Genomic DNA, 21,441 nt, shown 5'->3' with positions numbered 1-21,441 from the left:
TCTGCAAGCGAACACTCCTGAATATTGCAAACGTGACGCCGACAGGACTACCAGCATCACAAACGCGAGCAAACGGAAAGGGCCCGCACACGAATGTACGGACCCTTTCAGCTAAACGACGCGAAGACGCGAATCAGTTCAGGCGCAGCTCGGAAGCCGGGGAGAAGAGGTGCATCTTGGACGGGTCAATCTTGATCTTGACGGTGTCACCGACCTTCGGCAGATCACGCGGATTAACACGAATCGTGGTCAGCTTGTTCTGGTCGGACATCGTGGCGGTGGACTCGGCCACGGAGCCATCAGTGACAATGTTGCCGTAGATGTAGCCATCAGAGCCCAGATCCTCGACGTTCTCGACCTTCAGCGCGAAGGCGTTGGGATCGTCGGCGGTCGCAAGCGAAGCATCCTCAGGACGGAAGCCGACGACGATGCGGCCCTTGTCTTCCGGAGTGAGCTTGGCGACGGCGTCCTTGTCGAGTTCGATGGTGTCGCTGCCGATCTTCGCCCTGCCGTTGACGACGGGGTGGGTGTTGATGTTCATGGAAGGCGAGCCAATGAAGCCGGCGACGAAGACGTTCTTCGGCTTGTCATACAGCTCGGTCGGGGCGCCGACCTGCTGGAGAATGCCCAGCTTGATGACGGCGATGCGGTCGCCCATCGTCAGAGCCTCGGTCTGATCGTGGGTGACGTAAAGGGTGGTGACGCCGAGCTGGCGCTGCAGTGCTGCAATCTGGGTACGGGTCTGCACACGGAGCTTTGCATCCAAGTTGGAAAGCGGCTCATCCATCAGGAAGACCTTAGGCTTACGAACGATTGCGCGGCCCATGGCGACACGCTGACGCTGACCACCGGAAAGGGCCTTCGGCTTGCGATCGAGGAATTCGGTCAGGTCGAGGACCTTGGCTGCCTCTTCGACGCGCTGACGAATCTCGTCCTTCGGAACGCCGGCAATCTTCAGGGCGAAGCCCATGTTGTCGGCAACGGTCATGTGCGGATACAGTGCGTAGTTCTGGAAGACCATGGCGATATCGCGGTCTTTCGGCTGCATCGTCGTGACGTCCTTATCACCGATGAAAATCTTGCCCTTGTTGACTTCCTCAAGGCCTGCGAGCATACGCAGGGTCGTTGACTTGCCGCAGCCAGAAGGGCCGACGAGCACGAGGAATTCACCATCTTTGATGTCGAGTGAGAGATCAGATACCGAGGGCTCCGTATTGCCCGGGTAGATACGAGTGACATGGTCAAATACGACTTTTGCCATAATATATAGTTCCTTTCATCGGCAGGTACGTGCCGAACGATCCGTAGTGAAGGGGTTTTGCATCCACCCGCAAGCCAACTTCGGCCGACGAATTTCCGCACTTTCATTCCATTATGAGTGGGGCCTTTCGGGGTTCCTCCCCCTCGAAGCTCAAGCCCCACTATACACGTTCAGCCGCAAAATATCGCGACAACACGCCTAATAACGTACAATGCGGGCGCCAATCACCTCACACCTCCAACATATAGAGAAGTAAACAAAGAACGTAATATGAAACAAGCGCATTTTATGCCGAGAACGAAAAAACTAGGCATTATTCTTTTTTAATAATTAATTTAAAAATTTTTTTAAAAACTTTTGACGCAAATAATTTTCATTTATCTATTTCAACTATTTTCAACATTTTATATTGACCTTCAGTACCATATCAATGCCGCACTTCCATGTGAGAGAAAAGTCAGAAAACACTACTAAAAACTAACTTACCCACTATCTGTATCAGGCGGATCATCACTAAAGACGAGCGACATTCCGAAATTAGCGTAATATACGTCAACGTCAAACGTAATCACTAATTTCGGGGCCTTTCTTTTTTTACACAGTTATCAGAAAATAACAATATGGAAAAAACGAATACATCCGGCAACCAAATTATGTGGTTGCGTCGAATCACTCACGACGACTCCATCAACAGCATCGCCAGGCGCACCAAAATCCCGTATGCGACGCTTTACAAGCGCTACCAATCCAACGAACTGGCGACCGACGAAATCATCACCATCGCACGATGCTACGGAATCAACCCGATCAACGCCTTGGTGGACACGGGCGTCATCAGCACCGACGAGGCCTCCGGTGTGCGTGGCGAAAACTCACTGAGACTGTGCAGCATCGACGCCATAGCCCAGGAAATCGTGAGGCGAAGCAACGAGTCAATGAATGCTCCTCTGGCCGGCCTTAACGAATCCTGAAAGCGAAGCTTGAATAGCGACCTGTCTTAAAATCACCTCCGAAGAGCAAGTTCCAGGGAACCGCAATATTGTCAGATATCGAGTTGATGCCTGTTTAAGGTAAACGTTTGATATTTGGCAATTCTATCGATGCTGTAGCTCGCCTATATGCTTTAACGAAAACAGTGGATTCCGCTATTGCCGAAATTTGTAGAATCTCACAAATGATTCAACCCCGCATTTTCGCAGCTATTGTGCATCGAGCATTTATGTCGAAGAATCCAGTAAGGAGAGGCCTTCAGCAACACATAAAGCGCATAATATCAAGGAAATACGGCAAGCTGGAAATAAAACATCAAAGCCGTCTTTTATTTCACAGTAATCTATTCACAGTAACTATTATCACTTCATATTGTTTATTTATGGCATATCTCTCTTTCACATCAAACGTTTCAGTTTTGGTGATTACTTTTTAAGGTAAAACATTGCATAATAAATATATGAACGAAAACACGAGTAGCAACCCGATCGAATGGCTGAAGCGCATTACGCATGACGACTCCATCAATAAAATCTCCCGTTTGAGCGGAATTCCCTATACGACCCTCTATAAACGCTTCCAATCGAACACGCTTGCCACCGACGAAATCATCGCAATCGCCCGCGGCTACAACATCAACCCCGTGGAGGCATTGGTCCAAAACAACGTCATTGAGAAGGATGAAGCCACCGATGTTCGGGGAAACAATGCCCTGAAGCTCTGCAGCATCAACGAAATCGCAAAAGAAATCGTGAGGCGAGACGCCGTAGGAAGAGGAATAACCTCTGCGGCCTCATCGAAAACATCCGGAGACTTTGACCACGAGGGAACTGAGTCTGGCGAATAAGGCTTTGTATGACTCAACTTGCGCCTTGACTTGCGCGGTTTAAGCAGGCTGAGTTGAACCGATTCGCGCCGTTGTAAAGGTATAAAGAAACATTCATGCATTAGACAAAAAAGGTAAATTAAGCTAATAACAAAATTATTAACGTTTTATATAATTTTTTCTAATTTTTTTCTAAATCGATTAATGTATGCCAAAAAGAATATATGAACGTTATGTTTTTGACCACCGTCTACAACGGAGCTGCCGTTCACACTTCATTATACGCCACTTGCCCCATAATATCAACGCTTTACAGGCATATTAGACAAGATATTATATCGACTAAACCGTATGCCCAATTATCAAAAAAATAAATACTTCTGAAAACATCAAACGTTTAATTAATTTTTACCTCTTACATTTTCACCCGAATTATCGGAAAATAAAAACATGGAAAAAATTCGACATAATCACATTGAATGGCTACGAGAAATCACGCACGACGATTCTATCAACAGAATCTCGCAACAAGCTGGCATCCCCTATGCCACCCTTTATAAGCGCTTCAAGTCAAACGAACTGGCGACCGACGAAATCATCTCTATCGCGCGAAGCTACGGCATCAACCCCGTAGACGCACTGGTGAAAACCGGCGTTGTCAGCAACGAAGAGGCTTCGGGCGTACGCGGCGACAATGCCCTGCGTTTGTGCAACATCGAATCGATTGCGAAGGAGATCGTCCGCCGCGACAACGAGAAGACGCAGCTGAAAAGCGAGAAGCACGAGAACGGCATCGAGGCGCAAACCCCCACAACAAAAGCCGCCTGAATACATTTATCAATCCAATTGGGCTGACGAGCGATTCGCCGTTAGCCCTTTTTATATGCTGAGTTTTCCTACGCGCGTCGAGGCTGCCGCACGTCGTAACTTTTTCTTTGATACGAAAATCTCATTTTTTGAGATTCGCTATTGCGAATTTCGTCCCCATCGGTTATCGTTGCGTTTATGACATCTCAAATTTCTTCTGCGGACAGCAGCAACGGCTATGGACTCTATCGTTCCGCCGTCAACTGTAACTCTCGTCTGCACACGATGATGTCTTGTATGACGATGTCTTGTTGTCGCTGAAACCTCGATATTTCGCCGCTACATTTTCGCATTCTTTTTCAGGTGTTGTTGGCCAGTTGGCATATTGGGCTCTAACCGATATTCAATTGGATGAATAATTTATACCGTTTTTATTTCATTAACGGAATATTCCAACTCTTGTAAGTTTTCGCGACGGAAACGCCAGCTCTTCACATAAATAGCCAAAATCTTGCTGCATTCCTTTTATTTCTTATGGAATAGACGAATGTAAACGCATTTAAAACGCACCAAAATAAGATTTTGGCTACCAAAAAACACATTCACTTCATACATTTATACATATTTTTATACAAGTAATTGAGAGGAAGATTATGACCGCAACAATCTGGAACTGGCTGGCCCTCGGCGTCACCGTTCTGCTCTTCGCCGGAATCGCCGTGTTGAGCCGCACCAAGAAGGCCGGGTTCAGCGCCCGAGTCATCATCGCTACCGTACTTGGCATCGCGATGGGGCTGATTTTTAAAGGCCACACCACTTACGTCGCCGCATTCGGCACCGTCTGGTCGAACGCCATCGGGGCCATCGTCGTGCCGCTGCTCCTGTTCAGCGTCATCGCCAGCATCACCAATCTCGGCTCGTCGCTACGGCTCAAGAACATCGGGGTCAAAACCGTGGTGTTCCTGCTTTTGAACACGCTGACCTCCTCACTTATCACGCTCGGGCTCGCGCTGGCATTCGGAGTGGGTAAGGGCTTCGACGTGGCCATGCCGCAGCACTACCAGGCCAAGCACGTGCCACCGGTGCTCGACACCATCGTCGGGCTTTTCCCCTCGAACCTCGTAGCCAACTGGGCCGCCAACCAGGTGGTGCCGGTCGTCATCTTCGCCATCTTGGTTGGGCTCGCCTACAACGCCGCGGCTTCAACGCCGAAAGGTGAGGCAGCCGTCAAACCGTTCAAGACCTTTGTAGACGCCGGCAACGTCGTGCTTTCCAAGGCCACGCAGATCGTCGTCGGATTCACCCCTTACGCCGTGCTCGCACTAATCGCCGCCGCCATCTCCAACAGCAATCTCGTGGCACTGCTCCCCCTGCTGCTCGTGCTCGTCGTGGCCTATATCGCCATTGCGCTGCAAATGTTCATCGTTCAGCCCGCCATCCTCGGCGTGACCACACGCACCAACCCGCTTCGCTTCTTCAAGTTCTTCTGGCCCGCCGGAGTGGTCGCCTTCACTTCCGAATCCAGCATTGGCACCATTCCGGTAACCGTACGCCAGCTGCGCAAAGGCGGCGTTCCCGATGACATCGCCTCGTTCGTGGCCTCGCTCGGGGCGAATTTGGGCATGCCCGGATGCGCCGGCGTCTGGCCCACGCTGCTCGCGGTATTCGCCGTCAACTCACTGAATATGCATTACACTCCGTTGCAGTATCTGTTGCTTGTCGCCCTGACCCTGCTGGTCTCCATTGGCACCGTCGGCGTGCCTGGAACCGCCACCATCACCGCGACTTCCCTCTTCGCCGCCACCGGCCTGCCAATCGCTTTCATCGCCATCGCCCAGCCGATCTCGCAGATCGTAGATATGGGCCGCACCGCGCTCAACGTGGCCGGCGCCTCTAACACCGCCTTTATCGTCGCAGCCACCGAGCATCAGCTCGACCGCGATCTTTACGACGGCCGCAAGGAGTTCGTCGACTCGGATCTGGACACGGACGCCGTAGAGCATTCCGCCGACGCCAAGCCACTTGTCAGAGCCGATGCGGCTACGGAGAGCGCCACACCGAATTCGGCTACAACAGCCGCCTCGTTGCATCTCTCAGCAACGAACAACCTGCTGAGTTTCTCCCCGTCCTCTGCCCTGGACGGCCAAGGCGATGACATGTGCGGCCTGCGTTCGTCCGATACTAAGGATGAAGACAAAACCGAATAATCCATAGACCAATTCCACCCAATTAAAAAGCCGTATCTCGACACTTATTAGAGCGTCATCGATACGGCTTTTATTCCATCACTGCCGGGCCAAACAATCGACAGCCAAGCAGATCTTACTCACCCATGGGGCTGGGTTTCGGGAGGGATCACCGACTTGTAGGGCTTGCCCTTGAACTCCTTGGCGTAGGCATCCTTAGCGGCCTGGAGAAGATCGGGGTCGGTCAGAGCGTCGTAGGCGGTCAAAGCGATGGTCTTGGCGGCCTGAACGAGCCCCTTGTGGGCCACGCTGGACTGACCGTTGGCCACCCATTGCCAAGAGTGCGCCGGGGTACCAAGTGGCTCGAAACCGCCGTAATACTGCGCGGTCGGGGTGCACCAGCTCACGTCGCCGACGTCGGTGGACGCCTGGCCTTTCGTGTCGGTGGTGTAGATCAGCGGGAACAACGGCAGCGCCATGCTGGAATGGGCCATCTTGCTTGCCTCCTCGTCGTTCAGCTCCGGATTCGCGGCCTTCAACTGCTCGGCAAGCGGGCCCTCGAAGCCCTTGGGGTTATTCGCTTGGATCTTGCCTTCGAACTCGAGCTCCTCGGACGTAAGCTTGAGCGGGCCGACCAGATCGAGGTTCTTGTCCATATCCTCGCTCAGCGGGTGGTTCGGTACGTAGTTGGCGCACGCGGAATCGAAGTCGATCGACAATTCGGTGTCCGTCATCATCGCGGCGCCCTTGGCGATCTTGACCACGCGATCGTAGATTTCCTTGGCCTGATCCAGGAACGGGGCGCGTACGAAGAAGTAAAGCGTCGCCGTGGGATGCACGACGTTGGCGGATTCGCCGCCCGCGTCGAGATAGGCGTAATGGATACGCGCGGCGTCGATGATGTGCTCGCGCAGGAACTGCACGCCAACCGTCATCAACGTGGCGGCATCGAGCGCATCGCGCCCCTGCTCCGGAGCCGCGGCGGCATGGGCCGCGATGCCCTTGAAGCTGAAGCTGGCCTGCATCACGGCAAGTCCGGAGCCTCCGGCCACAGCCGTTGTGCTGGAGGGATGCCAAGTGAAAGCCGCATCCACGTCGTCGAAGACGCCTGCGCGGGCCATGAACGCCTTGCCATAGCCGCTTTCTTCGGCTGGGCAGCCGAAAAGCTTGAGCGTGCCCTTGAGATGCTTCTCCTCCATCAGCGTCTTCAGCGCGACGGCGGCACCCAGCGCACCCGTTCCGAGCACGTTGTGGCCGCAACCTTGACCAGGCGCTCCCTCGACCAGCGGCTTGCGGTTCGGATTGCCTGCCTCTTGACTCAGGTTGTCCAAAGCGTCGTATTCGGCGGTGATGCCGATGACCGGCTTGCCCGAACCGTACGTGGCAATGTAGGCGTAATCCATACCGGCCACGCCCTTTTGAATGTCAAAGCCTTCTTTTTCAAGCACTTTGTAATGCTGCTCGACGGACTTCGGAACGGTGAAACGCGTCTCAGGCGTCTCCCAGATACGGTCCGATGCCTCGATGAACTCGCCTTTTTTATCGTCTACGATATCCATTATCCGTTGCTTGTTACTATCAATTGCCATAGAAACGCTTCCTTTCGAGGCCATGTTTTATTTCTATGAATTTCTATGAATGGCATTGCGTCGCTTTCGCAGCACAAGCCGAATCTTCCTGACGCTGCCATCACCGGCCATCCCTCAAGCGAAATGACCGATTTCCTACACCATAGCGCGTTTGCTCGCGAACCGTTAACATGCCCCGCATAGCGGATGGAAAGTATCCGAATCTTGGCATCTAACCATAAATAAAGGTCAGCCGATAGGGCACCGGAACCGGTGAAGCAACACCGTTCCAGCTACCTATCGGCTGACCTTGCTTCTAGAAAAACCGTCGTTACCGACGAGCGAACCGATCAGGCACGCTTGCGGTCGACGAGCTTGACGGCGGCACCCGCAGCAGCGAGCAGCGCCATGACGCCGACGGCGATGGAAACCGAAGCACCCGTCTGAGCCAAACCGGACTTCTTGGCTGCGTCACCAGCGGCACCAGCACCGGGTCCCATCGTCTGGGAGGCCTTGCGCACCAGAGCGGACTGAGCGTCCTCGAGCTCCACGTAGTTGTACGTGTAGTCGTCAATGCCGCCGTCACGTGTCAAATCAGAATTCTCAGAATTCTTGAGAGCATCCTTGGCGTCCTTCAAAGCCGCTGCGAAGACCTTCCAGGAAGCGTCGTTATAATCGCCCTGCTTGAGCTTGTCGGCCTGGGCAATCAAAGCGGTCAAATCAGCCTTAGTCTTAGGAGTAGTGGGGACATCCGCACCGGTCTTTTGGCCGGCAATCGGGGTTTTGAGAGCAGCAAGGCTCGAGCTCAGAATGCCTTCGGCGCTATTTACACGTTCCTGCGTAGCATTGGCATCAGCGACGACAGACTTTGCATAAGGCAGGTTCAGCGTAAGGCAGTACCAAGTGAATTCCGTGTAATCGGCAGGCTTCAACGAGGAGACCTTGGCGATATCGGCCTTGAGCCCGGCAATGCTGATCAAAGCATCTGCCTTGGCATTGAGGGCCGTGGCTTCGGCATCGAACGCTTCCTTGGTGGCGCCGGTATTGAGCATATCCTTGGCCTTGGCAAGCTCAGCGGTGAACGCGGCCCAAGGAGAAGCAGCGGTGAAATCGCTCTGCTTGTAGTCCTTCACCTTGTCGTAGGCACTGCGCAAACCGGCCTTCTTGTCGACAGGAGCAGGGGTTGGCGTCGGAGCTGGCGCGGGAGTCGGGGTCGGTGTCGGCGCCGGAGTCGATGATCCAGTGCCCCCTGTAGGGATACCCGCCACCAGCGAAGGATCCATTTCATAGACCGCGTGGAATATATTGTCGTACCCTACAGTCGTCTGATAAACGCTGTCATCCTTGTATCCAGGCTCTAGCATATAAGCAGAAGAACGAAGCATGCTCTGGACGTAGTTCCAGTCTTCGTCCGGATAGCTACCCTTCTGAACAGCCTTGATCTTGTTATAGAAATCGCGCAGATCCGACAGATTCCTCCAAGGAGCGGCACCGGTCGGCTCACCTGCAACGGCGCCCCGCAAGGCATCAGGATAAAGATTGAGGCCTTGCGTAGCAACGTCGATGTCACCTTGGTTCCTTGCTCCACCAGCAGACGTATTACCATCATTGGCGTCATTCAGCAGAGCTTTGGCATCTTGCAGCCTCACAAACATAACCGCCCAAGACCCCTGGGTGTACTTACCTGCCTGATACGTGTTCGCGATGCTCTGCACTTTATCGTAAGCTGTCCGCAAAGCGGTCTTATTGAACTCAGACGCCTGCGCAGCCACGACCGGCGCAGCACTCGGGCTGGCAGGTTCTGCAGCGCTGGCAAAACCGATGCCCGCAAATAATGTGCATGCCGCCGCAAACGACGCGACCGCAACCTTGCTTGACTTCTTCATATTCATCCTTTTCTGTCGTGAATTATCTCTCGGGGATAGTCGAGTTAACCTTACCCCCTTTTAGCAAATTTTCATAATAAATTAATCGTTTTTATCGAAATGTGACAGCGCTTGTAACAATTGTTACCATTAAAGGCCCGATTCTTAGACAATTCGCATTGTCAGACATTCTGCTGTCTCGGAAACTCAGACACTAACATATTGTAATCAGGCATTCGGGATTACCTTTCCCGAAATAACATCAAACCTTTTACTTATCCTCAAAAAGTACATAGCACTTATGTCATTACAATAATATTTGCGTACAATAAATTCTTGTCTATTTTAGACTTACGCAACAAATTGAGAATCGGTAAGAACAAGATAGCGAGATGCGGCAACAGAAACAACCAACCGTGTTATATAACGATGGTATGGGGATTGAGGACCCGAAAACGAGAGGCGGCGACGATGCGCAACATCAGAATCGGAGTAGTGGAGGATGAGCCAACCGCATGCCAGAAAGTGCTCGACTACCTCAACCGCTACCAGGCCGAAAACAGCGAAAACTTTACTGTCTCCGTTTTCGATGACGGGGCGAAAATTGTGGAGGGGTATCGGCCAATCTACGACATCTTGCTGCTCGATATCGAAATGAAACAGATGGACGGTATGGAGGCAGCACGGCGAATCCGCAAAGTCGACGGCAGCGTCGTGATCGTTTTCATTACCAACGCCTCGCAATATGCCATCAACGGCTACGAAGTGCAGGCACTCTCCTATCTGCTCAAGCCGGTGCCGTATTTTGCGTTCAGCCAGGAAATCAAGCGATGCATCGAGGCAGTGCGGCGGCAGAGCGACGATTCGATGCTGTTCGAGGCCGGGTCACAGCGCACGCGCGTCGAGCTCAAATCCATCGTCTACATAGAATCAATTCGTCATACAATAGTCATCCACACGCTCGACGGCAAACTTTCCGTCACTTCGACTCTGAAGGAACTGGAAGCACAACTGGCCGAGCACGACTTCTTCCGCTCAAATTCCTGTTATCTTGTCAACCTGCGGCACGTCACCGGCATCGAGGATCAGGACTGCATCATGAGCAACGGCGAGCGCCTGCGCATCAGCCGTCCTCGCAAGAAGGCATTCGTCGCCGCGCTGACCGGCTACATCAACGGCGGGCTGCAATGAACGTACTTAATCCCACAAACCCATACTTTAGCGACCGTCCGAAGGTACATGTTTCTGACGCTACCGTCGCAAATGTGCAACTTAGGCCCTCCAACACGCACATTCCCGACGCTACCGTCAGAAACATGCACCCTACGCCGGCCAACATGCACTTTTATGACGCTACCGTCGCAAATGTGCACCTTAACGCGTCCAAAGTGCACTTTTCCGACGTAACCGCAGCAGACTCACAGCCTGAACACAAGCACGCGGGCGCGGATCTGCGTCACCGGGGAGGCCAGCGATGAACACCATCACCAACGCGCTGCCCAATATTCCGCGGCTTTACACCGGCATCTGCGAATGGATGGCCTGCGTCGTGTACCTGCTGGTCATCTACCGGCGGGCGCCGAAATGGCGCAGCGTGCTCGTGGCCGCAATCGGGTTGCCGGCGATTATCGGAATCCAATATCTCGACGGGGCCATGAGCCTTGATTTCTGGATTTTCGGCATGTTGCTGGCGGTGGCTGGAATGTACCTTATTATCTTTCTTGGCGCGCAAACCACGCCGCGCGAGGGGCTTTACGTCACCGCCCGCGCGTTCGTGCTCGCGGAACTCGTGGCCTCGTTGCACTGGCAGATTGCGACATTTATCGGATTCAACAAACACGACCGCGGCAAAGCCTCCGTTTCGGCGTTTGACTTGCGTACGGCGATACTGGCCACGGTGATTTACCTGGTCGGTTTCGGCCTGGCTTGGGCCATCGAACGGCGGAATTTCGAGCGCGACAGACCCACGAATCCAAGCCGCACCGCGGTAGCCGGTTCCATTATCATCACGATTGTCACATTCGCGATGAGCAACTTGAGTTTCGTCTCGACCAACACGCCCTTCTCCGGCTCCGTCGGCCAGGAGATTTTCTATATCCGTACGCTCGTCGATTTGTGCGGTTACGCCATTCTCGGCGCCCAACAAGAGCAGGCGAGGGTAACCCGGGCGAACGTCGAGCTCAATTCCATCGACGCCAAGCTACAGAGCGAACACCAGGAATATCTGCAATCCAAGGAGAATATCGAATCATTGGGGCGCATCGCGCACGATTTGAAACATCAAATCACGGCACTACGGGCCGAAGTAGACCCGGAACACGTGGCTGCCGGCTTCGAGCAGCTTGAGGCGTCGGTACAGGAATACAGCGCACAGGAGCACACCGGCAATTCTGTGCTCGACGTCATTTTGACCTCGAAAGTAAAGGCTTGCGCTCAGCAAGGTATTACATTGACCACAGTGGCCGACGGCAAGTTACTGGCCGATATGAGTTCGATGGATATCGCCACGCTTTTCGGTAACGCGCTCGACAACGCCATCGAAGCAACTTCAAAGGTTGCGGAACCGGAACGGCGGCTTATCAAGCTCGCGCTCTACGCGCACGGGCAGTTCACGGTCATCCGTGTCGAAAATTACTACGAATCGACTTTACGCACCGACGCCCAAGGCGACCTGCGCACCACCAAATCCGACCAGCGCGCCCACGGCTACGGCGTGAAATCGATCAAGCACATCGCCGCCCTTTACCATGGCGACGTCACCATCAAAGCCCGCGATCACTGGTTTACGCTCACCGTGCTGTTGCCACGGTAAATCACAGGCCGGCGGATAGGTTATCTGCACATTCATATCATCGTCATTCACGCAGTCATAAAACCTACAACGTAATTTTCTTCGTCACTTTCTCCGTCATGACGAAGAAAACTCTATAGAGTCCCTAAATACGCATCCACAGGCAAGCAAAACCAACCAATCAATCGCCTTACTCGAATCGATGCCCCTCAATACGCCAGTGAGTACCCAAGAGCTCGTCTTCCAAACCGGCAAATCCACAAAAACCATACAAAGACATCTCAATACCTTAATGGAACAAGGTAAAGTACAAGCGATCGGGGAGCAACACAGCAAACTACGCACGTACAGCAGGATTGCATGAATCAAAAACACAAAGGTCGGTCGATAGGCTATCCGCAATGGCGGAATTGCGCCAATCACATTCCCTATCGACCGACCTTTGTGCTAGACAAAACCGACAGTACGGCTTACTTTTCGCTCTTGTCGCCCTTCTTCGCCGGAGCGATCCACCACTTCAGGAGCGGGTAGCTGATGATGACGGCTAGGAGCGTGTTGACCACAGAGGCGAGGGTGGAGGAAATGGCGTCATTCCAGCCGAAGCCCTTGCACAGCGTGGTGATGTAGCCGGGCAGCAGGAGGCCGCAGACCACGATGATGATGGCCAGAATCGCGTACTTCCACGCGGCGGACTTGAAGCTTGCGTCGGACTTGAAAACCCATTTCATTTGCACCACGAAGTTGACAGCCTGCGCGCAGATTTCCGCAATCAGGAAGGTGAGGAAACCGCCAAGACCGTTGGTGCTGGGTTTGGAATAGTTGAAGATCAGGAAACTGAACGGCTGGGTCAGGTGCATCGCGTGCACGAACAGCGCGGTCAGGATCCACACGGCCACGAAACGCGTGATGGTCGAAATATTCGAAAGCACATTGAACTTGATGAACTCCCAGAGGTTCGGGTACTTGGCGATCAGACGCTTGCAGGCGGCGATGAAGCCCTTACCTTCGAGTTTACCTTCGACCTGCTGTGCGTTTTCGTTCTTGTTGGTGTCACTCATTTGTTTTCCAGCTCCTTCGCCACACGCTTGTTGGCCGAGATATTGCGGAAATAACCGACGACGAACGAACCGATGCCGCGGAACGTATGACCATTCGCGATTTTGACGACGGCCTGGACCATCGCCGAATCGACCAGACCTCCCGTCATCTTGCACATCGCGCGCGGCGGCATATTCAGGATGAAGAGCGTGTTGAGGTCGGGCTGGCCGGTCTTTTGGCGAATCTTCGCCTCTCGCTTGCTCAGCGTTTTGGCGATGGTTCGCGCGAGGAAACCGCGGGAACCAGCCCAAGACGAAATCGGATCGTTCTCGCCGAAAACCGTCGGCTTGCCGGGCGCGACAACAGCATGGCCGAAAAGCGCAGACATCTCGTTGTCGGTGACGTCCTTGACCTGGCCCTTGAGATAGTGGCCAAGTACCGGGTTCGGCGGGCACAAATCAATGTCGCCTTTGACCATCTGGGTGGTCGAAAGCGGCAGATTTTCCACGCTGTCGCCGACCAGAATCTCACGTTCGCCGGTTTCGGTTTTCCACATGCCGGGCACCACATCGTAATGACGGAACGTATAGCGATCAAATGGAATCGTGACAGTCTTAGTCTCGTGCGCGCGGAGGTTGATCTTCTTGAATCCCTTGAGCTCACGGTCAGGACGCATCGCGCCACCCTGCGGCCCGCGGACGTACATCTGAGCGACAGTGGCTCCGGGAATGTCGGAATCGTTGGTGACGGTAAAGGTAACACCTTTCTCATCACTGGCCAAGCCGGAATAGGTGAACGTGCTGTAGCTCAGACCATAACCGAACGGGAAACGCACGGGCACGCCGGCGGTCTCGTAATAGCGATAGCCGACGAACGGGCCCTCGCGGTAGATGGCGTCGCGGCCGATGGCCGGGTACCAGCCGGAGCTGGGAACGTCTTCATATTTGAGCGGCCAGGTTTCGGCGAGATGGCCGGAAGGATTGACCGCGCCGGTGAGCACACGAGCCGCAGCACTTGCTCCCGCTTGACCGGAAAGTCCTATATACAGGAGTGCGGAAACGTCATCGAACCAAGGCAGCTCGACGGGGGAGCCGGCCACAAGCACGATGACTACGGGCTTGCCGGTTGCGACCAGCGCCCTCACCAGTTCGTTCTGGCCTTCGGGAATGGCCATCGTAGAACGGTCGAGCCCTTCGGATTCGCTGCGTTCGTCAAGTCCGACAACGGCGAGAATCACATCGGTCTTGCCGGCAGCGGCCAGCGCGACGGCGTCCTCAACCAGGGCGCTGTTCTTGCCGCCATGACGTTCGTAGCCCTGTTGGTAGCCGGCGACTTCGATGCCCTCGATCTTCTTGAGCTCATCAAGCAAGTTTTCTTCTTGCGTCGCGTTGATCTTCGAGGAACCGGATCCCTGATATCGTGCGGTTTTGGCCATGTCGCCGATAACCGCAACGCGAGTGCCGGGCTTCAGCGGCAAGATACGCGTACCAGACTTCAAAGAATTTGCCATTGTTGTATTACATGACTTATTTGTTGCGCTCGTTACCAAAGTTTCATTGGCAGAAGATGGATGAGTTTGATTATCCGAATCCGATACCAAACCCGCAACGTTACCGCTTTGCATGGTTGGCCGTGAACCGGAAACAGTGTCGTTCTTGAGCAACACAGCCGTATTTTCAGCAATATGACTCGCAACTTTGTGGCGTTCTTTGACGATATCATCACTGAGCAAATCATCGCGGCCGACACCCACGAAATGTGTCCGTTTGGCCAGTCTGGAAATCTCGCCAGCACGCACGTTGAGATCGGCCTCGGACAGCGTACCGGCTTCTACAGCGCCAACCAGCTCACGAACGGAAGTGTAACCAGGAGAGGGCATTTCAAGCGTCCCGCCAGCCTTCACCGCAGCAACGGCGGAATTGGAACCACCCCAATCGGAAATAACCGCACCGTCGAAGCCCCACCCCTGGCGCAGGATTTCGGTAAGCAGATGCTTGTTTTCGTGAGCGTAGGTGCCGTTGATCTGGTTGTACGAGGTCATAATGGCCCACGGACGGGCCTCACGAATCATAATCTCGAAACCGGTCAGATAGAGCTCGCGCAATGTACGCTCGTCAACCACGGAATTGGAGGCCTGACGACGTAGTTCCTGGCTGTTGACCGCGAAATGCTTCGGGCAAGCTGCCACGCCATTGCTTTGGATGCCCTTGACCAGCCCTGCGGCCATACGCCCGGCGACCTGCGGGTCTTCGGAATAATACTCGAAATTGCGGCCACAAAGCGGATTGCGCTTGATGTTCATACCCGGGCCAAGCAGCACGTTCACGTCGAGATCGTGCGCTTCACGTCCCAGCGCCTCGCCCATTTCCTCGGCGAGCGACGGATCCCAGGAATTGGCCACGGTACCAGCGGTAGGGAAACAGGTCGCAGGTTTGGAGCTACCAAGACCAAGGTGGTCGCCCGACCCAAGCTGGCGACGCACGCCATGGGGCCCGTCGCTCATCACGAAACTCGGAATTCCGGCCCGCTCGTTGCCGCGCGAATCCCACTCGGATGCGCCCGAAAGCAGCGCCGCCTTCTCGGTAATCGAAAGCTCTTCAAGTTTCATGGCTTTCTCCCAACCTTCTCCACGCCATAATCAATGGCTAACAAATCCATCTCAAAGGAGATACATATTGATATATTCCATCATCCGCTGCAGCGCACATCATGCAACGAATGACAGGCCCGCGTTCGGCGGTAATCGGCATAACACGATTATTTTGCCGATTTACCGCCTGACACGAGAAGTGGTTGAGCAGACCTCAACTACTTTGTAGCTGCAGATTCCGCATCGGCACCATCGCTGCCGGATGTCAAGCGACGCTTACGGAACCGCATGATGGCAAGGACTTCAAGCCCAACAACCAGCACAGCTGTCACGCCCCAGACCACATACATGGCTATGCGCCATACAGGGGTTTCCTTGCCGGGCTCACCGTGCTCGTAACGCCAGCCGTTTACCGCAGTGTAGAGAATATTCTTGCACGACTGACGCATCGCCTTTATCGAGGTCGCGGACTTGTCGGTGATATGGTTAGTCGTCTTGGTGGTCGCGAGCATAGCGTCGGTTCCGCCACGAATAATCTGATCGGCATTCTGATAGCTGTAGTTCGAACCGGAGAAGTAATCCGTTTCAACGAAGCCCTTGAAGCCCCACTCCCCACGAAGAATCGTGTTGTTAAGTGTGGAATTAGCACTTGAATACGTATTGCCAACGTAGTTGAAGGAACCCATGATGCCTTGCGCATCGCCATCAGCCTTGACGATAAGCTCGAACGGCTTCAAGTAAATCTCGCGCAAAGCCTGCTCGTCGGACCAAGTGCAAAGCTGACCATTACGCTGGGTTTCCTGCTCGTTCAGGGCAAAATGCTTGGTGAAGGAGTAGACACCCTTATCGGCCGCACCAAGAACCTGTTCCTTGGCGAGATTCGCGGTCAGAATTGGGTCTTCGGAGAAATACTCGAAAGTTCTGCCGCCGAACGGGGAACGGTGGATGTTGACCGACGGAGCATACCAGCCGGAGACCAGCATCTCATGGGCCATATCGCCGATGGTTCTGCCGAACTCACGCGCCAGTTCGGTGTTCCACGTGCAGGCGACCGCGACGTTTGAAGGCAAGCCAATCGAGCCAACCTTGGTAAAGTTGTCCTTCAGAGCAGCCGGGCCATCGACGTCAGAAAGACGAATCTTTCCGATGGAATCAATGGCAGGGTTCTGATAACCCGTGTTGGCGATGAGGTTGTCCATATCCTTGAACGTCAGCTCATCAAGCAGCTTCTCCCACTTGGGGTCGTCGTAGGACTTGCCGCGCAACGAAGCCAAGCGGATGTTGTTCTTCGCACCCATCGTCGGCATCTGGTCACTCGACTTGTCGAATTTCTTCGGATCATAGTTGCCGTTGTTGTAATAGGTCGCCTTGACCTTTGCGCTCATGTTAAAGTCCGTCGGTGCTGCCGTTGCAGCGGCGTAATTGGCGAAATGGTTGGCGCGCGAAAGATAATTCACGTTGCCACGGACGCTGTCGAAGCGATTCGTGGCCACTTGCTTATCCCCGTTATGCATATTGGATTTCGTGTTATAGACAATCTTCTTGGCAACGGACACGTCCTGATGGTCGAGCACTGTATGGGAGTCCGACTGGATAGAGACGTCATAGTCGCCTTTATCCAGAACATAGGCCTTTGCGTTCTTATCGTCGTATGAAGCCATGTCCGAGTCATTGAAACTGATCTTGACATCTTGCGATTCGCCGGGCTTGAGTAGTTTCGTCTTCGAGAACGTCACCAGATTGGTGGATGCCTTTTCGATTCCTCCATTGGTGTATGGCGGATCGTAATAGACTTCGACCACGTCTTTGCCTGCCTTGTTGCCCGTATTCGAAACGGTAACATCGAAGGAAACCTTGCCATTATCGTGCGAGACCTTGCCCATTTTCTGATTGAACTTCGTATAGCTCATGCCATAACCGAACGGGTATTGCACCTCTTGGGTGTAATTGATAAGACCTTCTTTGGCCGCTGTTTCATAGAAACGGTAACCCACGTAGATGCCCTCGACGTAATTGACAAATCTCGGCGAACGCATGCCACGCGCGGAATTGATCTTGAATTCGTCAACGTTTTTATACGGGAAATCACCGAAATTATTCCACGTCGGTGTCTCCTTCAGATTTGTCAGGAACGTGTCAGACGTCTTGCCGGACGGATTGATCTTGCCGCTCATCACGTCGCCAAGAGACTTGAAACCAGCCTGCCCGGGATGGGGAACCCACAAAACGGATTTGATCTGAGGATACTGCTTGATGAAATTGAGCTGGAAGACATTCGCTCCGTTATAGACCAATACCACTTTCGAGAAATTCGAAGTGACCAAATTGATCATGTCTTGTTCGGTGCGATTCAGCTCAAGATAGTGCTGCCCCTTAGCGAAATCGTCATACTTTTTGGAATTGTTCTTATACACCGTTCCGTCAGCGCGCATATCGGTCGGCAAATCAAGCCCTTCGCCGCCCACGCGTCCAACCACTACGACGGCGGTCTTGGAGAACTTCTTTGCATTGTCCATCAAAGAACTGCTGTAGTTCTCCGCCGGCGGCTCAGGCAAGGTCCAATCGGCAGACGTGACCGCAATCTCACCGCGCTTGGTGGAATAATCCGTATAGAACTTGCTCAGCTCAGTATTGGTTTTGTAGCCGGCCTGATGAAGACCATCGAGCAGGGAAGTGGTCTTATAGGATTCGTCCAACGAACCCGACCCGGTGCCGCCGTAAATCGGATTGGTGGATGCCCAACCGAAAACGTTCAGCGGCTCACTGCTGTTCAAAGGTAACGTATTGTTGTTATTCTGTAGCAACGTGATGGCCTCGTTCTCGATATTCACCGCGAGACCATTCGTTTTTTTGATAGTGTTTTGTGTCAATTGCTGCTTCGGCGTGGAGGCATTGTTAAGCAATGTCTGCACCGGCCCGGTAAGTATCATGGATACAGCCACAACGATACCCACCAACGCCACAATCCACGTCTGATTATGTACCATCTTTCGCACGCCTGTATCGGATAGGGTTTTCCGGTTGGCGGCGGCGGTAATTATAATCGCGACGATAAGCAATACGCCGATAGCGACCAAATAAGGCACCAGCGAGTGCACCACCGCGATGACGTCATCCATATTGATTCCCAACATGTTTCAGTCCTCTCCTTCGTTTACTCGTACATGAACTGAAGAAATCGACAACTTTGCCGATAACCACCCCGTAACATGACGGATTCTTTTTCAAACGGAACGGAGAATCTGCCATATCGCCGGCTTCATGTTCATTTTCATTGTGCCCAGCAATCGCGGAACTTTTCGCCCTCAAGCTTAGCCTGTCATTTTCCGCGCACGTTTTGCAACAAATTTTCTGGACCGGCTTTGCCGTCAAAAACATGCACCTTGCGATCCTCAAAGCGCACTTTTCAGACGCTGCCGTCAAAAATATGCACTTTACACCGCCCAACTTGCACTTTCTTGACGCTACCGTCAAAAACGTGCATCTTGACTGAGCCAACTTGCACTTTTCCGACAGCAGCATTGATTAGGCAAACCGCCATCACTCACGATACGGTGGATAAACCACCATTCGTCACCCAAACTTGTGGACAAGTAAGATGCGACACGCCCGAATTGTGGACAACCCCGAGCATTCGACCACAGCAGCCCGCACAGCTTGCCGTCCAAGGTACTTCACGTCTAGCGTCAGTTCCATGAAACGCAATCAGGAAGTGGAACGAATCGCCGACAAGGCGCAACAGCACCAGCGCTACTTTTTCGGGAAAACGGCAAATCAACAAAGAGCCATGCGAAAACGCTGGCTTGCCAATGAATATGTCCGTCCATGTTCAAATATCTATGCAAGAAACGAGTATTACAAAATGCTCAATCCGCAAGAACGCGCTATGCACCTGATACGCACTTTAGCCGCTAAATACCCACACAAAGTATTTGGCGCAATGAGCGCCGCCCTGGTCTTGGGGCTTGAATGCTCTTGGACTAATACAGGGATAGAACACGTGCAAATCGCGACGGAAGGTTCAATGTCAAAAGATACGCGAGGAACCATCGAGAAAATATATGTGCATCCGCTAACGTTTGTCACACAAAACGGAATTCGTGTCACTCCTGCAGAACGAACATTGGTAGATTGCGGCTTACGGTACTCTTATAGGCAGTCTCTGGGAATTTTCGATTCCGCATTGCGTTTGGGGTTAGTAACCCGGAAGGATGTAGATAAAGCTTGCGCCGGTTTGCATAAAGATTGTGCGCCAGTGCAAAAACTCTTACGCGACGCAGATGGAAAAAGTGAAAATGGCGGAGAATCGTTATGTCGCGCAACAATTCTTGAAGCTGGTTTTACGCAACCAGAATTACAGCACGAATTTCGGGATCCCGCCGACCCAAGACATCTTTTCCGTACCGACTTTCTATGGATATGCAACCGCAAAGTTATCGCTTTGGAATATGATGGCATGGAGAAATATACAAACCAACGCATGACAAACGGGCACAGTGCTCGACACGTAGTCTATGAAGAACGCCAGCGCGAAGATGCGCTACGACGTGCCGGAGTAACCACTATTCTGCGAACGGATTATGAAGAGGTTATGCAGCCAAGGCCACTCATCCAAAAACTCATCAATAACGGGGTGCCAATGAGGCGCATCTGACGATATCGCTATAACGCCTCAGGCTGTCACCGCTAACGCTGCCGTCAAAAACGCACCCAGCGCAACCCCAAGTCGCAGTTTTCTGACGCTACCGTGGAAAAGATGCACTTTGCAGACTCTAAGTTGCAGTTTTCTGACGCTACCGTGGAAAAGATGCACTTTGCAGACTCTAAGTTGCAGTTTTCTGACGCTACCGTGGAAAAGATGCACTTTGCAGACTCTAAGTTGCAGTTTTCTGACGCTACCGTGGAAAAGATGCACTTTGCAGACTCTAAGTTGCAGTTTTCTGACGCTACCGTGGAAAAGATGCACTTTACATGAATCAACTTGCATATTTTTGACGGTACCGCCAGAAATATGCACCTGACGCCGGTCTCACACTTTTGACGATACGCTACTTTTGGCCGCCACCGCCCGCAGCCATTATCTGGTCCTTGTTGGGATAGAGCCCTGATCTAGGTCGTAAGCGCCGGAATCAAAAGCAATGTGCCTAGCCTGCGTCAGATTCTTTTCCCTTGCCTTGGCGCTGCGCTCACGGTATGCGATGACCTCGGAAGCGGAAACCATGCGATGGCCCGAGATGCCACGACGTTCACTTTTCATCTCGCCGGCATCCAACATACGAGCGACAGTTTTGGCTGATACTCCCAGAATTGCTGCGGCTTCACCAGTTGTGAGCATCTCCTGCCGACCCGAAAAAGCCGCAAGTACGCTCTGCACAACTTTGTAGGCCTCGTCGCCAAGGAACGTCTTCTTGCCGTCACGACCCATCACATACGGAGCTTGCCCGTTGGCCATAGTAGAAGAGCTGCTCACGATTGTCCCCTTGTTAAGAAATATCTTGATACGAGAATAGCACAAACGG

14 protein-coding genes are annotated in these 21,441 nt (G+C 53.1%); 7 read left to right on the top strand and 7 right to left on the bottom strand.

What is annotated here, in order from left to right:
* Positions 1-133 precede the first annotated feature (133 nt).
* Positions 134-1,261: a sn-glycerol-3-phosphate ABC transporter ATP-binding protein UgpC gene (gene ugpC, locus OZX70_RS00395; RefSeq protein WP_277181042.1), complete on the bottom strand. Its 1,128-nt coding sequence runs from the start codon at positions 1,259-1,261 to the stop codon at positions 134-136.
* 620 nt (positions 1,262-1,881) lie between these two features.
* Here ugpC and OZX70_RS00390 point away from each other — a divergent pair.
* The 4 genes from OZX70_RS00390 to OZX70_RS00375 all read left to right on the top strand — a co-directional run bounded on the left by OZX70_RS00390 (position 1,882) and on the right by OZX70_RS00375 (position 6,091).
* Positions 1,882-2,232, top strand: coding sequence for a hypothetical protein (locus OZX70_RS00390; protein ID WP_277181041.1), 351 nt, complete (start codon positions 1,882-1,884; stop codon positions 2,230-2,232).
* A 464-nt stretch (positions 2,233-2,696) separates the two neighbouring features.
* Positions 2,697-3,098 carry a hypothetical protein gene (locus OZX70_RS00385; protein ID WP_277181039.1) on the top strand — a complete coding sequence of 134 codons (402 nt, stop codon included), beginning with the start codon at positions 2,697-2,699 and terminating at the stop codon, positions 3,096-3,098.
* Between the two features lie 429 nt (positions 3,099-3,527).
* The gene (locus OZX70_RS00380) at positions 3,528-3,905 is read left to right on the top strand and encodes a hypothetical protein (protein ID WP_277181037.1); all 378 of its coding nucleotides are present in this window, start codon (positions 3,528-3,530) and stop codon (positions 3,903-3,905) included.
* Positions 3,906-4,537: 632 nt separating this feature from the next.
* Positions 4,538-6,091, top strand: a complete 1,554-nt coding sequence (locus tag OZX70_RS00375; protein WP_277181035.1) for a dicarboxylate/amino acid:cation symporter — start codon at positions 4,538-4,540, stop codon at positions 6,089-6,091.
* A gap of 119 nt (positions 6,092-6,210) precedes the next feature.
* Here the strand turns inward: OZX70_RS00375 and OZX70_RS00370 are convergent, their stop codons facing one another.
* Both OZX70_RS00370 and OZX70_RS00365 read right to left on the bottom strand, forming a co-directional pair.
* Positions 6,211-7,659 carry an amidohydrolase gene (locus tag OZX70_RS00370; RefSeq protein ID WP_277181033.1) on the bottom strand — a complete coding sequence of 483 codons (1,449 nt, stop codon included), beginning with the start codon at positions 7,657-7,659 and terminating at the stop codon, positions 6,211-6,213.
* 329 nt (positions 7,660-7,988) lie between these two features.
* Entirely contained in the window at positions 7,989-9,524 is a 1,536-nt protein-coding gene (locus tag OZX70_RS00365; RefSeq protein ID WP_277181031.1) for a hypothetical protein, read from the bottom strand.
* A gap of 450 nt (positions 9,525-9,974) precedes the next feature.
* Between OZX70_RS00365 and OZX70_RS00360 the strand changes: the two genes are divergently transcribed.
* Together OZX70_RS00360 and OZX70_RS00355 are read left to right on the top strand one after the other, a co-directional pair.
* The gene (locus OZX70_RS00360; protein ID WP_277181029.1) at positions 9,975-10,694 is read left to right on the top strand and encodes a LytTR family DNA-binding domain-containing protein; all 720 of its coding nucleotides are present in this window, start codon (positions 9,975-9,977) and stop codon (positions 10,692-10,694) included.
* A 283-nt stretch (positions 10,695-10,977) separates the two neighbouring features.
* Positions 10,978-12,315 (top strand): sensor histidine kinase, encoded by a 1,338-nt coding sequence (locus OZX70_RS00355; RefSeq protein ID WP_277181027.1) that lies wholly within the window; start codon positions 10,978-10,980, stop codon positions 12,313-12,315.
* A gap of 449 nt (positions 12,316-12,764) precedes the next feature.
* Here OZX70_RS00355 and OZX70_RS00350 read toward each other — a convergent pair whose 3' ends face one another.
* From OZX70_RS00350 to OZX70_RS00340, 3 genes are all read right to left on the bottom strand, one after another.
* On the bottom strand, positions 12,765-13,352 hold the full coding sequence (locus OZX70_RS00350) for a GtrA family protein (protein ID WP_277181025.1): 588 nt from the start codon (positions 13,350-13,352) through the stop codon (positions 12,765-12,767).
* Positions 13,349-15,940: a glycoside hydrolase family 3 C-terminal domain-containing protein gene (locus OZX70_RS00345; RefSeq protein ID WP_277181023.1), complete on the bottom strand. Its 2,592-nt coding sequence runs from the start codon at positions 15,938-15,940 to the stop codon at positions 13,349-13,351. Before OZX70_RS00345 ends, OZX70_RS00350 begins: the two co-directional genes overlap by 4 nt.
* Positions 15,941-16,140: 200 nt before the next feature.
* On the bottom strand, positions 16,141-19,056 hold the full coding sequence (locus OZX70_RS00340; RefSeq protein ID WP_277181021.1) for a glycoside hydrolase family 3 N-terminal domain-containing protein: 2,916 nt from the start codon (positions 19,054-19,056) through the stop codon (positions 16,141-16,143).
* A 560-nt stretch (positions 19,057-19,616) separates the two neighbouring features.
* On the opposite strand from OZX70_RS00340, the gene OZX70_RS00335 reads away from it, so the two are divergent.
* On the top strand, positions 19,617-20,576 hold the full coding sequence (locus OZX70_RS00335; RefSeq protein WP_277181019.1) for a hypothetical protein: 960 nt from the start codon (positions 19,617-19,619) through the stop codon (positions 20,574-20,576).
* 423 nt (positions 20,577-20,999) lie between these two features.
* Here OZX70_RS00335 and OZX70_RS00330 read toward each other — a convergent pair whose 3' ends face one another.
* Entirely contained in the window at positions 21,000-21,392 is a 393-nt protein-coding gene (locus OZX70_RS00330) for a helix-turn-helix domain-containing protein (protein ID WP_277181017.1), read from the bottom strand.
* Positions 21,393-21,441 lie beyond the last annotated feature (49 nt).

Source organism: Bifidobacterium sp. ESL0732, from assembly GCF_029395535.1.
Classification (GTDB): Bacteria; Actinomycetota; Actinomycetes; order Actinomycetales; family Bifidobacteriaceae; genus Bifidobacterium.
Note: the sequence above shows the minus strand (reverse complement) of the source record. Positions and strands in the feature narration are given on the sequence as shown.

Excerpts from the sequence above, each read along its gene's own strand:
- OZX70_RS00365 (WP_277181031.1), bottom strand. The coding sequence starts at position 9,524 with ATGAAGAAGTCAAGCAAGGTTGCGGTCGCGTCGTTTGCGGCGGCATGC.
- OZX70_RS00345 (WP_277181023.1), bottom strand. The coding sequence starts at position 15,940 with ATGAAACTTGAAGAGCTTTCGATTACCGAGAAGGCGGCGCTGCTTTCG.
- OZX70_RS00390 (WP_277181041.1), top strand. The coding sequence starts at position 1,882 with ATGGAAAAAACGAATACATCCGGCAACCAAATTATGTGGTTGCGTCGA.
- OZX70_RS00350 (WP_277181025.1), bottom strand. The coding sequence starts at position 13,352 with ATGAGTGACACCAACAAGAACGAAAACGCACAGCAGGTCGAAGGTAAA.
- OZX70_RS00340 (WP_277181021.1), bottom strand. The coding sequence starts at position 19,056 with ATGTTGGGAATCAATATGGATGACGTCATCGCGGTGGTGCACTCGCTG.
- OZX70_RS00335 (WP_277181019.1), top strand. The coding sequence starts at position 19,617 with ATGAAACGCAATCAGGAAGTGGAACGAATCGCCGACAAGGCGCAACAG.
- OZX70_RS00370 (WP_277181033.1), bottom strand. The coding sequence starts at position 7,659 with ATGGCAATTGATAGTAACAAGCAACGGATAATGGATATCGTAGACGAT.
- OZX70_RS00380 (WP_277181037.1), top strand. The coding sequence starts at position 3,528 with ATGGAAAAAATTCGACATAATCACATTGAATGGCTACGAGAAATCACG.
- OZX70_RS00375 (WP_277181035.1), top strand. The coding sequence starts at position 4,538 with ATGACCGCAACAATCTGGAACTGGCTGGCCCTCGGCGTCACCGTTCTG.
- OZX70_RS00355 (WP_277181027.1), top strand. The coding sequence starts at position 10,978 with ATGAACACCATCACCAACGCGCTGCCCAATATTCCGCGGCTTTACACC.
- ugpC (WP_277181042.1), bottom strand. The coding sequence starts at position 1,261 with ATGGCAAAAGTCGTATTTGACCATGTCACTCGTATCTACCCGGGCAAT.
- OZX70_RS00360 (WP_277181029.1), top strand. The coding sequence starts at position 9,975 with ATGCGCAACATCAGAATCGGAGTAGTGGAGGATGAGCCAACCGCATGC.